Below are 13,904 nucleotides of genomic sequence, written 5' to 3'. Positions count from 1 at the left end.
GCCATGGTCTGGCCGATGGTCGCGGCCGGCACCAGCAACGACGAGATCCAGTTCGCCAAGGGCGTCCGCCCCGACTTCGGCGACGACCTCGACTAGGTCCTGTCCGGTCGATCTTGGCGGATCAGCCCGCGGCGTTGGGCGCCCGGCTGGGCGTGCGCCCGGATCGCCCTCGTACTGGACGTACTTGGGCGATTCGGGCGTGCGTCCAGGCGGGATGCCCGGCGTCGCGGGCCCGGCAAGATCGGCCGGACAGGACCTGTCCCCTCCCCTGAACCCCGGTCGTAGGCCCTCGACCCCCGCGAGGGCCTACGACCGGTCTTATTTCTCGCGCCCTTCAGGCAGGCGGCCGTCGGAGCAGGCCGCTCAGCGGCTCGCCGCCCAGGAGAGCAGGAGGCGCAGGGCGTCGTCCGACGGGGTGTGCGGGTCGGCGGTGTAGGTGACGAGAGCCTGGTCGGGGTCGTCGGCGGGGCGGAGGGTGTCGTAGACGAGGTCGAGGGGGCCGGCGATGGGGTGGTGGAAGAGCTTGCGGCCGGAGGTCTTGTCGGCGACCGGGTGTTCGGCCCAGAGGTGGCGGAACTCCTCGCTGTGGACGCAGAGTTGGCCGACGAGCTCGGCGAGGAGGGGGTCGTGGGGGCGGCGGCCCGCCTCCAGGTGGAGGAAGGCGACGTTCTCGCGGGCGCAGGCCGTCCAGTCGCCGTAGAGCTCGCGCGAGGCGGGGTCGAGGAAGGTGCAGCGGGCGATGTTGCGGTCCTCGACCGGCAGGGCGCCGTAGTCGCCGAACAGCGCGACGGCCGCGCGATTCCAGGCCAGGACGTCCATCCGGTGGCCCATCACCAGGGCCGGGACGTGGTCGAGCTGGTCGAGCAGCCGCAGCAGGGAGGGGCGGGGCTGCTGCGGGGCGGTGCGGCGGCGGGGCGTACGGCGGGTGGGGCGGGCGAGGCGGTGGAGGTGGCCGGACTCGTCGGGGGCGAGTTGCAGGGCGCGGGCGACGGCGTCGAGGACGGCTTCGGAGGGGTTGCCGACGCGGCCCTGTTCGAGGCGGGTGTAGTAGTCGACGCTGACCCCGGCGAGGTGGGCGAGTTCCTCGCGGCGGAGCCCGGCGACCCGGCGGCGGCCGCCGTAGTCGGGCAGGTCGACGTCCTCGGGCCGCAGCTGGGCGCGGCGGGTGCGGAGGAACTCGCTCAGGGCACTGGTCGCGTTCATAGGGATGATTCTCACCCGGAGGCGGGCGGTCGTGCCTGGCCCTGCCAGGACCAGGCACGATCGGCACCGGGCACGGCCGGGGACCAGCCGGGGATCAAGCCGGACGTCAACCCGCGACGGCCTGGACGGCGGGCAGCCGGTCGCCGGCGGCGAGGAGGCGGCGGGCGGTGGCGAGGCCCATACCGCTGGTGCCGCCGGTGATCAGGACGGTGCGGTCGGCGAATTCCCGGGGGTCGACGGAATCCCGGGTCATGGCGTTGTCGGTCATGGCACCCACTCTCCCGACGGCCCTGGAGCCGGGGCCAGGCCCGGCCCGACCCTGGGTCCGGAAGAACCACCCTGCACCGGGAATCGACGGCGCCACCGGGTGGTTGGGGCAGGACGACAAGCGTGTGACACTCGCGAACAGGGGTCTGACATGAAGATCGGCATCATCGGCGCGGGCAACATCGGCGGCAACCTGACCCGACGGCTGACGGCGCTCGGGCACGACGTCTCGGTGGCCAACTCGCGCGGTCCGCAGTCGCTGGCCGCCCTGGCCGAGGAGACGGGCGCGACGGCCGTGCCGGCCACCGAGGCGGCGCGCGGGGCACAGGTCGTGGTGGTGACGGTGCCGCTGAAGAACGTGCCGGACCTGCCGGCCGGGCTGCTGGACGGCGCGGCCGCGGGCGCGGCGGTGATCGACACCGGCAACTACTACCCGCAGCAGCGCGACGGCCGGATCGACGAGATCGAGGACGACGGCCTGACCGAGAGCCGGTGGACGGAGCGGAACCTCGGCCACCCCGTGGTGAAGGCGTTCAACGGCACCTACGCGCAGGACCTGCTGGAGCGGCCGCGGCCGGAGGGCGATCCCGAGCGGATCGCCGTGCCGGTGGCGGCGGACGACGAGGCGGCCAAGCGCGTGGTGCGGGCGCTGATCGACGAGCTGGGCTTCGACACGGTGGACGCGGGCGGGATCGACGAGTCCTGGCGGCAGCAGCCGGGCACGCCGGTGTACGGGCTGCGCGCCGGGGTGGAGGCGGTCACCCGGGCGCTCGCGGAGGCTTCTCCGGAGCGCCCGGCGGACCACAAGGCGTGACCCCGGGAAGGCTTGCTCCCGGGAAGCCGTGACCTGCGCCGACCTCGACGGGCCCGGTCAGCCCGTGCGGCGGGCCCCCTCGGCCGGGACGGCGGTGAGGGTGCGCGGGGCGGCGTAGCCGGCCGCGCGGAACGCGGTGGTGACGGCGGCGGCGACGGTGTCGGCGGCCGGTGCGTCGACGAGGGCGATCACCGAGCCGCCGAAGCCGCCGCCGGTCATCCGCGCGCCGTGGGCGCCGGCGGCGAGGGCGGCCTCGACGGCGAGGTCGGTCTCGGGACAGGAGACCCGGTAGTCGTCGCGCAGCGAGGCGTGGCCGGCGGTGAGGATCGGGCCGAGCGCCGCGGGCCGACCGGCGTCCAGGTGGGCGACGGCGGCCGTGACACGCTCGTTCTCGGTGACCACGTGGCGCACCAACTGCCTCAGCTCCTCCGGGAGTCTGGGCAGGGCGGCCGGCAGGCCGGCGGGCGTCAGCTCACGCAGCGCGGGCAGTCCGAGCAGCGCGGCCGCCCGCTCGCAGCCGGCCCGCAGAGCGGCGTAGGCGCCGTCGCCGAGGTCGTGCTTGACCCGGGTGTCGAGGACCAGCAGGGCGAGGCCGGCGCCGGCGAGGTCCAGCGGGACCTGTCGCATCGTCAGGTCCCGGCTGTCGAGGTGCAGGGCGGCGCCCGGGCGGCAGCACATCGAGGCCATCTGGTCCATGATCCCGCAGGGGACGCCGACGAAGTCGTTCTCGGCCCGCTGGGCGATCAGGGCGAGTTCGGGCGCGGACAGCCCCAGCCCGTACAGGTCGTTGTACGCGATCGCGACGACGCATTCCAGGGCGGCCGAGGAGGACAGCCCGGCGCCGCCGGGCACGTCGCTCTCCAGCCGGAAATCGGCGCCGCCGACGGGATGCCCGGCCTCGCGCAGCGCCCACACCACGGCGGCCGGGAAGGCCGCCCAGCCGGGCACCGAGCCCGGGGCCAGGTCCGCGACGGCCAGGTCGGCGACCACCCCGTCGCCCTGGGCGGACCAGAGCCGCAGCCGGCCGTCGTCGCGGCGCCGGGCCTGGGCGCGGACGGCCTGCGGGAGGGCGATCGGCAGCACGAACCCGAGGTTGTAGTCGGTGTGTTCGCCGATCAGGTTGACCCGGCCGGGGGCGGCCCACTCCCCCTCGGGGGCGTGGCCGTGGAGCTCCTCGAAGGTGTCCGCGGGGGTGTTCGCGGTGGCGTCCACGGGGGCGTTCACGGGCGTGTTCACGGGGCTACCTCCCGCAGCCGGCGGGCCGCGTCCTCGGGGGTGATGTCGTTGACGAAGGCGTCCATGCCGGATTCCACCCCGGCCAGGAACTTGAGCTTGTCGGCGGCGCGCCGGATGGTGAACAGCTCCAGGTGGAGCGCGAGTTCGTCCTCCTGGCCGACGGGCGCCTGGTGCCAGGCGGAGATGTACGGGGTGCGGCCGGCGCCGAAGAGGCGGTCGAAGCGGCGCAGCAACTCCAGGTAGAGGCACGGGAATTCGGCGCGCTGCGGCTCGTCGAGGCCGGTCAGGTCGGCGACCCGGCGGTGCGGGTAGAGGTGCACCTCGTACGGCCAGCGGGCGGCGAAGGGGACGAAGGCCGTCCAGTGCTCGCCGGCGAGCACCACCCGGGCGCCGTCGGCGCGTTCGGCGGCGAGCAGGTCGTCGAAGAGGCTGCGGCCGGTGGCGGCGCGGTGTTCGGCCGCGCGCGCGGCCATCCGGGCGGTGCGCGGGGTGGTGAAGGGGAAGGCGTAGATCTGGCCGTGCGGGTGGGCGAGGGTGACGCCGATCTCGGCGCCCCGGTTCTCGAAGCAGTAGACCTGCCGGACGCCGGGGAGGGCGGCGAGTTCGGCGGTGCGGTCGGTCCAGGCGTCGAGGACGAGGCGGGCCCGCCGTTCGTCGAGGTCGGCGAAGGAGGCGTCGTGGTCGGCGGTGAAGCAGACCACCTCGCAGCGCCCGGCGCCGGGGCCGCTGACCCGCAGTCCGTCGGCGCCCTCCATCGCCGCCGGGGGGCCGGCCAGCGAGGGGAAGCGGTTCTCGAAGACGGCCACCTGGTAGTCGTCGGCGGGGATCTCGCTGTGCCGGCCGCCCCGGGAGGGGCAGAGCGGGCACTCTTCGGCGGGGGGCTGGTAGGTGCGGGCCTGGCGGTGCGCGGCGACGGTGACCCACGCTCCGGTGGCCGGGTCGAGCCGGACCTCGGAGCCGTGGGCGGGCGGGTCGAGCGGGCGCCGGTCGACGGCGTCCCGGGGGACGGCCTCGCCGCTGTCGTAGTAGATCAGCTGTCGCCCGTCCGCGAGTGTGGTCACGGTCTTGGCGGTGGGCTGGGTCAGGGTCCCGGCCATGGCCTTCTTCCCTCTATCCGACATGAAACAACAATATCCAACATTATCCATCAGGCCCGGCTGTCCGGAAGGGGTCCGCGCCTGCCATGATGGCGGTGACCGTGGTCCGCCGGCCGGCCAGTCGAACGGCCGGCTGCACGAATGGCCGAACGGTCAAGCGGACCACACCGACCCGAGGAGCACCCCCGATGGCTGACAGCGCCCAACCGCTCGCCGGACAGCGCCGCGTGCTGATCCTGGAGCGGGTCCGCGCGCGCGGCGGCGTCCGGGTGACCGAACTGGTCCGGGACCTCGGGGTGTCCGACATGACCATCCGCCGCGACCTGGACGCGCTGGCCCGCCGCGGGCTGGTGCACAAGGTGCACGGCGGGGCGGTGCGGACGGAGGCGGCGGCCAGCGGCGAGCCCGGGTTCGAGACCAAGGCCAACTGGCAGCTGCCCGCCAAGGAGGCCATCGCCCGGGCCGCCGCCGCCCTGGTGCCGCCCGGCTCGGCGGTCGGACTGGCCGCCGGGACGACCACCTTCGCGGTCGCCCGGCAGCTGCGCGCCGTCGAGGGCCTCACCGTGGTCACCAACTCGCTGCGGATCGCGGAGCTGCTGGAGGAACCCGACGAGGACGGCACCCCCGCCACCGCGACGGTGATCCGCACCGGCGGCGTCCGCACGCCCTCCGACGCACTGGTCGGGCCGGTCGCCGACCAGGCGATCCGCTCGCTGCACGTCAACGTGCTGGTCATGGGCTGCCACGGCCTCTCGGCCGAGACCGGGCTGACCACCCCGAACCTGGCCGAGGCGGAGACCAACCGGACCTTCCTGCAGTCCGCCCGCCGGGTCGTCGTGGTGGCCGACCACACCAAGTGGAACGCGGTCGGCCTGGCCTCCTTCGCCGCACTGGAGCAACTGGACGTGCTGGTCACCGACGACGCACTGGCGGCCGAACACCGGGCGGCGGCAGCCCAGTTGGTCGGCGAGCTGATCGTCGCGCCGACCGGGGAGCAAGGACACCAGGCCTGACGGGCCCCTAAGGACCCGTCCGGGAACTCGCCCGCACCACCAGCTCGGCGGCCAGCTCCAGCCCGCCCGCCGGCGGCGCCTCCCCGCGCACCTGGCCGAGCAGCCGCTCCACCAGGGCGGCGGCGATCGTCCGCAGCGGGAGCCGCACCGAGGTCAGCGCCGGGTGCAGGTGGCGGCAGAGCGGCGTGTCGTGGAAGCCGGTGACCGCCACCCCCGCCGGCCCGACCGCCAATCCCTCCGCCCGGACCGCCTCGTAGACGTCCAGCGCCAGCAGGTCGCTGCCCGCCGCGAAGGCGGTCGGCCGCTCGGGCCCGCGCAGCAGTTCCCGCACGGCCGCGACGTCCGGCCGCGCCGCTGTCACCGCGGACAGGCCCAGCCGGGCCGCCTCGGCGAGGAAGCCCGCCCGCCGGGCGGCCATCCACGGCAGGTCCTCGGCGCGGCCGACGTACCCGATCCGGCGGTGGCCGAGCGCCGCCAGGTGTCGCACCACCACGGCCATCGCCGTGTCGTTGGCGATGTCGACCCAGTGCTGGGGCTGCCCCGGGCCGGTCCGCCCGAAGGTGACGAACGGGAGGCCGGCCCGGACGACGTGCCCGATCCGGGGGTCGTCGCCCAGCACGTCCGCCAGCACCAGCCCGTCGACCTGCCGGGCGGCCACCAGTTCGTCGATGGCCGCCAGCGGGCCGGCCGCGTCCTGAGCCCCGCCCTCGGCCGCGTCCTGAGTCAAGCCCTGAACCGCGCCCCCAGCCCGACCGTGCCCCGGACGGAACAGCAGCACCCGCTGCCCCTGCGCCCCCGCCGCGTCGACCAGCGCCTCCAGGAAGCCGGCCATCAGCGGGTTGGGGTCGAACGGGTCGTCCACCGGGGCGAGGTAGCCGAGGGTGCGCCGGGCGCCGCTGCGCAGCGAGCGCGCCGACTGGTCGGGCTGGTAGCCGAGTTCGCGGATCGCCGCGGTCACCCGGGCCAGCGTGTCCGGGCGGACCCGCTGGGGGGCGTTGAGCGCGTTGGAGACGGTCTGCCGGGACACCCCGGCCGCGCGGGCCACCTCCTCGATGGTGGTGGCGCCGCGGCGCGGTCGGGGTGTTCCCTCGGGCATCGGAGGCTCCAGGACGGCTGTTCGGGTCTGACGGGTGCTCGGTTCTACTGCTCGGCTCTACGGGCGGCGCAGGGTCAGCAGCCCACCGCGCGGCACGGTGATGCCGCCCGCCCGGTCGAGCTCGACCTCGCCCTGCCGGACGATACGCCCTCGGGCGTCCTGCACGGTGGCCTCGGCCGTCCCGTCGCCGCCGGTGAGCCGGACGTCCGGGTCGGCGTCGGCGTTGGCAACCAGCAGGGTGCGCCAGTGCGCACCGGAGACGTCCACCGGCAGCGCGGCGTAGCGGGCCACCGCGACGGTACCGCCGCCGACGGCCGTCACCATCGGGTAGCCGAGGTCCGGCCGGGCCGGGCGCAGCTCGCCGAGCTGCAGGGTGGCGACGTGCTCGCGGAAGACGCCGAGCCAGAAGGCGATCGCCTCGCGCTGCCCGGCGCTCTGCGCGGCGAGGTCCACGGAGACCTGCGGCACCGAGAACAGCACGTTGATCAGGTGGCAGGCGATCTGCTCGGGCGGCTCGGCCGGGTGCCACATCAGCATGTCGGCATGGACCGGGACGGGCCCGGCGGCGAGCCGCACGTCGATGGTGCGCTGCCGGTTCTCCTGCGGGCTGAGCGGGCAGTCGGTGGCGCGGACCATGGTGACGTACGGCCACAGGCCGGGGCTGACGTACGGCTGGCGGTGCTCGATCATCGCCCCCGGCTTGACCGCGGTGATCCGGCCGCGGATCGCGGCGAGCAGCCGCTCGACGCCCTCGTCCACGGTGGCGCAGTCGGCCTCGGGCCCGGCCTCCGGCGCGTCGGCGCGGGCGAACCAGTCGACGAAGTCGACCTTCAGCCCGTCCATGCCCCACTCCTCGACGGCGCGGGCGAGCCGGCCGGCCAGGAACGCACGGACCTCGGGGTAGCGCGGGTCGGCGACGATCGCGCCCAGGTGGGCGGCGTCGGCGAGCGCGTAACGGCCGATCGCCTCGAAGGCGGCGCTGTCCTTGCCGATGAACGGCAGCGCGTACCAGAGCAGGTACTGCACGCCGAGGTCGTGGACGCGCTGCACGTGGGCGGCGGTGTCGGGCAGCGAGACCGGCTCCCAGTCGCCGCAGTGCGCGTAGCCGCGGGTGCGGTCGGCGGTCATCCAGCCGTCGTCGACGATGATGACGTCCATGCCGAGCTCCTTGCCGAGCGCGGCCTGGGTCTCGACGGCCTTCGGCGAGACGTCCTGGTGCATCGAGTACCAGGTGGAGTAGGCGGGGCGGCGGGCGGCCTCGGGGATGGCGGGGATGTCGGCCGCGCGGCCGGCCCACCACCAGGCGGCGAGGTCGGCCAGGCAGCGGGCGAAGTGCCGGCGGGAGGTGTCGATGCGGACGGTCAGCCGGCCGGCGGCCTGGGCCCAGAAGCGGAACTCGCCGGTCTCCTCCAGCACTCCGGCGCCGGTCAGGACGTCGGCGCGCTCGGCGGCGAAGGCGCAGATCGCGAGGTCGCCGGTGCCGATCAGGGCGGCGATCGGGGCGCCGTCGGCCAGTCCGGTGCGGCGCGGGGCGCTCCACGCGGCGGGCAGCCGGCCGGTGCCGCGCGGCTCGGGCGTCCAGAACGCGGTGGCGTCCACGCACGGCACCCGCCACTCGATCCGGACGTCGCCCGCCCCCTCGGCGGTCACCTCGACGATTCCGTCGCCCACCCCGCGGGCGCTCGCGTTCCCGCTGACCCGCAGGTCCAGGCCGTCGGCGTAGAGCGAACGCAGGCCGCCGGCGACGGCGGGCGCATGCGGTTCCCAGATCTCGGTCATGTTCAGCCCTTCGTGGCGCCGGCCAGCAGGCCGGAGATGAACTGCCGCTGGAGGACCAGGAAGAGGACCATCATCGGCAGGGTGGACAGCGCGGTGCCGGAGAGGATCGCGCCGTAGTCGGTGTTGCTCTTGTTGCCGTGCAGGGTCGCGAGGGCGACGGGCAGGGTGTGCATCGCGGGGCTGCGCAGAGCGATCAGCGGCCAGACGAACTGGTTCCAGGAGCCGAGGAAGAGGAAGATCGAGAGGGCGGCCAGCACGGGCCTCATGACCGGCACCACCACGCTGAACAGCACCCGGAACTCGCCCGCGCCGTCGACCCGGGCGGCGTCCAGGAGTTCGTCCGGCAGGCTGCTCAGCGACTGCCGCATCAGGAAGATCGCGAAGGGCACGCACAGGCCGGGCAGGATCAGCGCCTGGTAGGTGTCCAACAGGCCGAAGTTCGTCATCATCTTGAACAGCGGTACCAGCGTGACCTGTTCGGGCACCACAAGGGTGGAGAACAGCAGGGCGAACAGCAGGGTCCGGCCGCGGAAGCGGAACTTGGCGAAGGCGTAGCCCGCGAGCAGCGCCACGACGAGGGCGCCCAGCGTCTGGACCCCCGCCACCAGCAGGGAGTTCCCGACCGCCCTGAGCAGGCCGATCTTCTGCTCCAGGTGGCTCAGGTTCTCGCCGAGGCTCCCGCCGGGCAGCAGCTTGGGCGGCCAGTCGAAGACCTCGGTGTCCTTGCGGGTGGAGGCGACCACCAGCCAGTAGAAGGGGGCGATCGACAGCCCGGTGATGCCGGCGAGGAGGAAGGTCAGCGGCCAACCGCGCAGCCTCTTGAGGGGGTTCACGCGCTCGGAGGCCCGACTCTTGGAGGTGTCGCGCTTCGGAGTCTCGCGCTTGGAGGTCTCACTCTTGGAGGTCACTTGTCGCGGTCTCCCATCAGGCGCATCTGGACGGCGCCGAGCACCGTCACGAGCAGGGTGAGCGCGTAGGCGATGGCAGAGGCGTAGCCGAAGTCGTAGTACCGGAAGCCGTTCTGGTACAGGTACATGGAGACGGTCAGGGTGGCGTTGTCCGGCCCGCCACCGGTCAGCACGAACGGCTCGTCGAAGAGCTGGAGCGTGCCGATGGTCGAGAGGACGATCGTGAACAGCAGCACCGGGCGCAGCGCGGGGACGGTGACGGAGGTGAAGCGGCGGATCGGTCCGGCGCCGTCGACCATCGCGGCCTCGTACAACTCCCGTGGAATGGACTGGAGTCCGGCGAGGTAGATGACGGCGTTGTAGCCGGTGTAGTGCCAGGTGAGCACCACGACGACGGCCGTCCGGGCCCAGATGGGCTGGCCCAGCCAGTCGACGGAGGGCAGGCCGACGGCGTTCAGCACCCAGTTGACCGCGCCGTCGTCGGTCTTGAGCAGGTAGGCGAAGATCACGCCGGTGGCGACCAGGCCGGTGACGGAGGGCATGAAGACGCCGAGCCGCCACACCGTGCGCCAGCGCACCAGCGCGGAGTTGATGCCGACGGCCATCAGCAGGGCCAGTCCGAGCATCAGCGGGACCTGCATGACGAGGATCTCGCCGGTGTTGGACAGGGCCGTCCAGAACAGCGGGTCGTCCAGCAGGCGCCGGTAGTTGGCGAGGCCGGCGTTGCGGGTGGCGGCGCCGGAGCCGGTGGTGAAGGACAGCAGCAGCGACTCGATGACCGGGTAGGCCTTGAACACGCCGAAGGTCAGCAGGGCGGGGGCGAGCAGCAGGTACGGTACGGCGGTGCGCCGCCGGCGGGACCGGCGCGGCGCTGCGGATCTCCCGGCGAGGGCGGCGGGCGGGCTGGCGGCACTCATGCGATACCGCGCCCGGTCTGCTGGGCGAGCTGCTTGGCGGCGTCCTGGAGGACGGCGGCCGGGTCGGCGCCCTTGAGGAGGACCTTGACCTGGGCGTCGCTGACGAGCTTGAGGGCGCGGGCGTAGTCACCGGAGTAGTTGGTGGGGTAGCCGCCCTCGATGGCGAGGTCGGCGAAGGTCCTGAGCACCGGCTGCCCGCCGTAGTAGGCGCTCGGCGCGGCGTACAGCGGGTCGGTGTAGGCCTCGGTGAGGGCCGGGAAGACGCCGCCCGCGTTGAACATGGCGTTCACCGAGGCCGGGCGGGTGACCGTGTACTCGACGAACTTCCAGGCGGCGCGGCGGCGTGGGCTGGAGGCGGCGACGGCCAGGTGGGTGGAGTTGACCAGGGCGGTGCGCTTGCCGCCGGGGGTGACCGCCGGGGGCTTGGCGAGACGCCAGTTGCCGCTCTGGTCGGGGATCTTCTTCTCCAGGTAGTGCGCGACCCAGGCGGGCATCGCGGCCACCCCGAGCTTGCCGGCCTTCATCACGGGCGGCCAGCTCTGGATGCCGGGGGTGTCGCCGATCAGCCCGGCCTCGTCCAGCCGCTTGACGATGGTCAGGGCGCGCACGGCCGGCTCCGAGCCGACGGTGATCTTGCCCTGGAGGTCGAAGTAGAAGGCGCCCTGCAACTGCATCAGGCCCTGGACGAAGTCCAGGTCGGGGGTGGGGTTGGCGGCCCTGTTGATGCCGATCAGGGCGACGCCGGGGTTGGCGGCCTTGAAACGGTCGGCCACGGCGAGCAGGTCGTCCCAGGTGGCGAGGGACTCGGGGTCGATGCCCGCCTTGTCGAAGTAGTCCTTGCGGTAGAAGAAGCCGAGCGGGTTGACCTCCCAGGGCAGCGCGTAGGCGTGGCCGTCCTTACCGCTGACGACAGGCCACAGGCCCTTGGCGAACTTGTCCTTGTGCGCGTCGGCGCCGAGCGCGGAGAGGTCGGCCAGGCCGCCGGGGAACTTCTCCAGGTACCCGGGCAGGTAGTCGCAGCCGATGTGCAGCACGTCGCCGAGGCCCTGGCCGCCGGCCGCCAGGCCAACGGTGATCTTGTCCCAGATGGCCGGTTCGCCGATGTCCTGGACGTCGACCTTGATCCCCGGGTTGTCCTTCTCGAAGGCCGGGACGATCCCGCGCAGGGCTTCGGCGGCCGTGGCCCAGGACCAGACGGTGATGTTGCCGCTGTCGGCGTCCCCGCCCGAGGCGCCCCCGGAGCCGGAGTCGCCGCAGGCTGCGAGCGTGCCGCCGGCGGTCAGGGCCAGCAGGCCCGCTCCTGAGGCTCGGAGCAGATCACGACGGGAAAGGTGTGACATTGCATTCCTCTCTGAGGGGTGGCGAGGAAGGATTGAGGCAGGAAGGGTGTGGCGAGGCAAGAAGGAGGGGGTTTTGAACGTTCAAATACACAAAACAGACCAGAACCAAACAGGTTCGAACGAGCGGGTCACAGCAAACGCCCACCCTCCCCGCGCCGTCAAGACCTGGGCGCGGAGAGGGTGGGCTCCGAAACCGTTCTGTTATCCCAGGGTCGCGTCCGGAGCGCCGAACACGGTCCCCGGAGTGACCGGAATCCCCCGCGCCATGGCCTCGAAGTCCAGGATCGGATGGGTCAGGATCTCCTCGACCTCGTCGGTCAGGAGGTTGCCCAGGATGAACTCCTCCTCCGCACCCGACCCGAAGGTGACCACCTGCCCGCTCGACTGGATCATCCAGTTCAGCAGCTCCCGCTCGCTGCTCTCCGCGAGGTGGATCTCCCGGCCCGGGTGGTCGCGCCGGATCCCGTCGACGACCGCGCGGACCTCCTCCACCGCCACGCCGAGCCTGCGCACCGTGGCCGGCGAGGCCCGCCGGCCCCACCACTGGAAGATCACCCACTGGGCGACCGACGGGTGGGACAGCACCTCCGCGGCGAGCTCCGGCAGTTGGTGGAGGTTCTCGGCACTCGCCACGGTGTGCACCCGCACCCGGTCGAAGCCCTCGGCGTCGCACAGGGCGAGGGACTCCAGCAGCGCGTCGAGGAGCCTGTCGTCCGGGCTCCGACGGAACGCGCGTTGCACCTCCGGCGTGACGGCGTCCAGCGGCAGCCGCAGCGAGGACAGGCCGTGGAGCCGGGAGAGCTTCTCGGCGGTGAGCGTGTAGCCGGTGGTGTCGAGGCCGACCTTGAGGCCACTGGCGATGGCGTGGTCGACCACGTCGAACACCGGCGGCCACAGCAGCGGGTCGCCGCCGGCCAGGACCAGGTCGGTGGTCCCGTGCGCGGCCAGCTTCCCGACGATCCGCCTGGCCTGGTCGAGGTCGATCTGCTCCGCCGCGAACGGGTTGTAGCAGCCCTGGCAGGACATCGGACAGCGGTTGTTGATCGACCAGTTGACCCGCCGGACGCGGCGGCCGGTACGCGACTGGTCGGCCCGGCCGCGGATCCCGGCCACCAGCCGGGCCAGGCGGACGGCCTGCGGGAGGGTGGCGCCGGCGAGCAGTTCCTCGGCGCGTTCGACGGCGGCCGCGGTGGCGTTGTTCTGGAGCAGGAGGAAGGCCAGGCGCCACCGCATGGTCTCGTCCCCCCGGTCCTGGCCCAGGGCCTGTTCGACCCGCTCGGTCAGGGCCCCGAGGTAGCCGGGGGTGAAGTTGGCGGGCTCCAGGCGCCGTTGGAACGCGTCGGCTATCGAGCCTCGTTCCAGGGCCCGGTCGTAGCCGGCCCGCAACGGGTGCGGGGGCAGGATCTCCACGTGCTGCCGGGTAGGCATTCGGTGTTCTCCGGTACGGGTCAGTTCGGGGCGGACGGCAGCATGACGACCATCGAGTCGGCGGACGACAGGCCCATGCCCTCGACGAAGACGGCGTCGCGGACGAGCTGCGCGATGGCGGGGTGGGTGGGGGTCGCGAGGTAGCGGGCGGTGGAGTCGAGCGGGGTGATGTCATGCTTGGCGATCAAGGTGCGCAGTGAACCCGGCAGGTCGTCGAGGCCCTCGCGCATGTCCTCCAGGTCGAACCGGTCGGCCAGCCGCATCGCCGCCCTGCGGGCCTTGGCGAGGTTGGTCGCCGGGTCCAGGATGGTCGCCTTGGCCAGGTAGTAGGGGACGGGCTGCATCATCCAGGCCAGCGCCGCGCGCGGGTCGTCCTCGTCGCGGCCGGAACGGTCGAAGGCCTCCGACCCGAGCCCGAGGCCGTCGCAGAACCACTCGGGCCGCATGCTGATCCGGTAGTGGGCGTGGCCGGCCAGCCGGAACGCCGGAAGCCTGGCTATGACGGACGTCGTCTCGATCCGGAAGGTGTCGGAGATCCGCCGCATCGTCCGCCCCACCACGGCCCGGACCTCCGGCACGTCAGCCCCGTCGGCCACGACGTGGATCAGGTCGAGGTTGGAGACGATGTCACCGGTGGGCCCGGTGCGGTGATCGCCACGGGCCAACGAGCCGGTCGCCGCCACTGACATGCCGGTCACGTCCGCGAACTCGCGGGCCAGCTCCTGGAACAGCCGGGGGACGTCTTCGGGTCTCACGCGCTTCCTCGGGTGTCGGCTACGGAGGTGGAGTCGACGCCATCTCTTCCA

General features: G+C 73.3%; 13 protein-coding genes. 2 read left to right on the top strand and 11 right to left on the bottom strand.

The annotated features are described in order from the left end of the window. Positions 1-363 precede the first annotated feature (363 nt). Together AB0R04_RS29770 and AB0R04_RS29765 are read right to left on the bottom strand one after the other, a co-directional pair. Positions 364-1,203, bottom strand: coding sequence for a helix-turn-helix transcriptional regulator (locus AB0R04_RS29770; protein ID WP_363376659.1), 840 nt, complete (start codon positions 1,201-1,203; stop codon positions 364-366). A gap of 106 nt (positions 1,204-1,309) precedes the next feature. Then, a complete protein-coding gene (locus tag AB0R04_RS29765) occupies positions 1,310-1,471 on the bottom strand; it encodes a hypothetical protein (protein WP_363376657.1) in 162 nt (53 codons plus the stop codon). A gap of 99 nt (positions 1,472-1,570) precedes the next feature. Between AB0R04_RS29765 and AB0R04_RS29760 the strand changes: the two genes are divergently transcribed. Continuing rightward, positions 1,571-2,284, top strand: a complete 714-nt coding sequence (locus tag AB0R04_RS29760; RefSeq protein ID WP_363376656.1) for an NAD(P)-binding domain-containing protein — start codon at positions 1,571-1,573, stop codon at positions 2,282-2,284. A gap of 57 nt (positions 2,285-2,341) precedes the next feature. Here AB0R04_RS29760 and galK read toward each other — a convergent pair whose 3' ends face one another. Beyond that, positions 2,342-3,520, bottom strand: a complete 1,179-nt coding sequence (gene galK, locus AB0R04_RS29755; RefSeq protein WP_363376654.1) for a galactokinase — start codon at positions 3,518-3,520, stop codon at positions 2,342-2,344. Continuing rightward, positions 3,517-4,617 carry a galactose-1-phosphate uridylyltransferase gene (gene galT, locus AB0R04_RS29750; RefSeq protein ID WP_363376653.1) on the bottom strand — a complete coding sequence of 367 codons (1,101 nt, stop codon included), beginning with the start codon at positions 4,615-4,617 and terminating at the stop codon, positions 3,517-3,519. Before galT ends, galK begins: the two co-directional genes overlap by 4 nt. A 188-nt stretch (positions 4,618-4,805) precedes the next feature. Between galT and AB0R04_RS29745 the strand changes: the two genes are divergently transcribed. Beyond that, positions 4,806-5,630: a DeoR/GlpR family DNA-binding transcription regulator gene (locus AB0R04_RS29745; protein ID WP_063346550.1), complete on the top strand. Its 825-nt coding sequence runs from the start codon at positions 4,806-4,808 to the stop codon at positions 5,628-5,630. A gap of 7 nt (positions 5,631-5,637) precedes the next feature. On the opposite strand, the gene AB0R04_RS29740 is transcribed toward AB0R04_RS29745, so the two are convergent. From AB0R04_RS29740 to AB0R04_RS29710, 7 genes are all read right to left on the bottom strand, one after another. Continuing rightward, positions 5,638-6,726, bottom strand: a complete 1,089-nt coding sequence (locus tag AB0R04_RS29740; protein WP_363376651.1) for a LacI family DNA-binding transcriptional regulator — start codon at positions 6,724-6,726, stop codon at positions 5,638-5,640. 57 nt (positions 6,727-6,783) lie between these two features. Further along, complete coding sequence (locus tag AB0R04_RS29735) at positions 6,784-8,505, bottom strand: glycoside hydrolase family 36 protein (RefSeq protein ID WP_363376650.1); 1,722 nt, start codon at positions 8,503-8,505, stop codon at positions 6,784-6,786. 2 nt (positions 8,506-8,507) lie between these two features. After that, positions 8,508-9,413, bottom strand: coding sequence for a carbohydrate ABC transporter permease (locus AB0R04_RS29730; protein WP_363376648.1), 906 nt, complete (start codon positions 9,411-9,413; stop codon positions 8,508-8,510). Continuing rightward, positions 9,410-10,330, bottom strand: coding sequence for a sugar ABC transporter permease (locus AB0R04_RS29725; protein WP_363376647.1), 921 nt, complete (start codon positions 10,328-10,330; stop codon positions 9,410-9,412). The genes AB0R04_RS29730 and AB0R04_RS29725 overlap by 4 nt, the downstream gene beginning before the upstream one ends. Continuing rightward, entirely contained in the window at positions 10,327-11,670 is a 1,344-nt protein-coding gene (locus AB0R04_RS29720; RefSeq protein WP_363376645.1) for an extracellular solute-binding protein, read from the bottom strand. The genes AB0R04_RS29725 and AB0R04_RS29720 overlap by 4 nt, the downstream gene beginning before the upstream one ends. A gap of 201 nt (positions 11,671-11,871) precedes the next feature. Beyond that, positions 11,872-13,098, bottom strand: coding sequence for a radical SAM protein (locus AB0R04_RS29715; protein WP_363376644.1), 1,227 nt, complete (start codon positions 13,096-13,098; stop codon positions 11,872-11,874). A 20-nt stretch (positions 13,099-13,118) separates the two neighbouring features. Next, a complete protein-coding gene (locus AB0R04_RS29710) occupies positions 13,119-13,853 on the bottom strand; it encodes a hypothetical protein (protein ID WP_363376642.1) in 735 nt (244 codons plus the stop codon). Between the last annotated feature and the right edge of the window lie 51 nt (positions 13,854-13,904).

This window comes from Kitasatospora sp. NPDC056731, assembly GCF_040687675.1.
Classification (GTDB): Bacteria; Actinomycetota; Actinomycetes; order Streptomycetales; family Streptomycetaceae; genus Kitasatospora.
The sequence above is the reverse complement of the archived record's forward strand: the minus strand, read 5'-3'. Positions and strand labels throughout refer to the sequence as shown.

Bases quoted from the DNA above. Each gene is read 5' to 3' on its own strand.
- AB0R04_RS29725 (WP_363376647.1), bottom strand. From the start codon at position 10,330: ATGAGTGCCGCCAGCCCGCCCGCCGCCCTCGCCGGGAGATCCGCAGCG.
- AB0R04_RS29740 (WP_363376651.1), bottom strand. From the start codon at position 6,726: ATGCCCGAGGGAACACCCCGACCGCGCCGCGGCGCCACCACCATCGAG.
- AB0R04_RS29765 (WP_363376657.1), bottom strand. From the start codon at position 1,471: ATGACCGACAACGCCATGACCCGGGATTCCGTCGACCCCCGGGAATTC.
- AB0R04_RS29735 (WP_363376650.1), bottom strand. From the start codon at position 8,505: ATGACCGAGATCTGGGAACCGCATGCGCCCGCCGTCGCCGGCGGCCTG.
- AB0R04_RS29715 (WP_363376644.1), bottom strand. From the start codon at position 13,098: ATGCCTACCCGGCAGCACGTGGAGATCCTGCCCCCGCACCCGTTGCGG.
- AB0R04_RS29745 (WP_063346550.1), top strand. From the start codon at position 4,806: ATGGCTGACAGCGCCCAACCGCTCGCCGGACAGCGCCGCGTGCTGATC.
- AB0R04_RS29770 (WP_363376659.1), bottom strand. From the start codon at position 1,203: ATGAACGCGACCAGTGCCCTGAGCGAGTTCCTCCGCACCCGCCGCGCC.
- galT (WP_363376653.1), bottom strand. From the start codon at position 4,617: ATGGCCGGGACCCTGACCCAGCCCACCGCCAAGACCGTGACCACACTC.
- AB0R04_RS29720 (WP_363376645.1), bottom strand. From the start codon at position 11,670: ATGTCACACCTTTCCCGTCGTGATCTGCTCCGAGCCTCAGGAGCGGGC.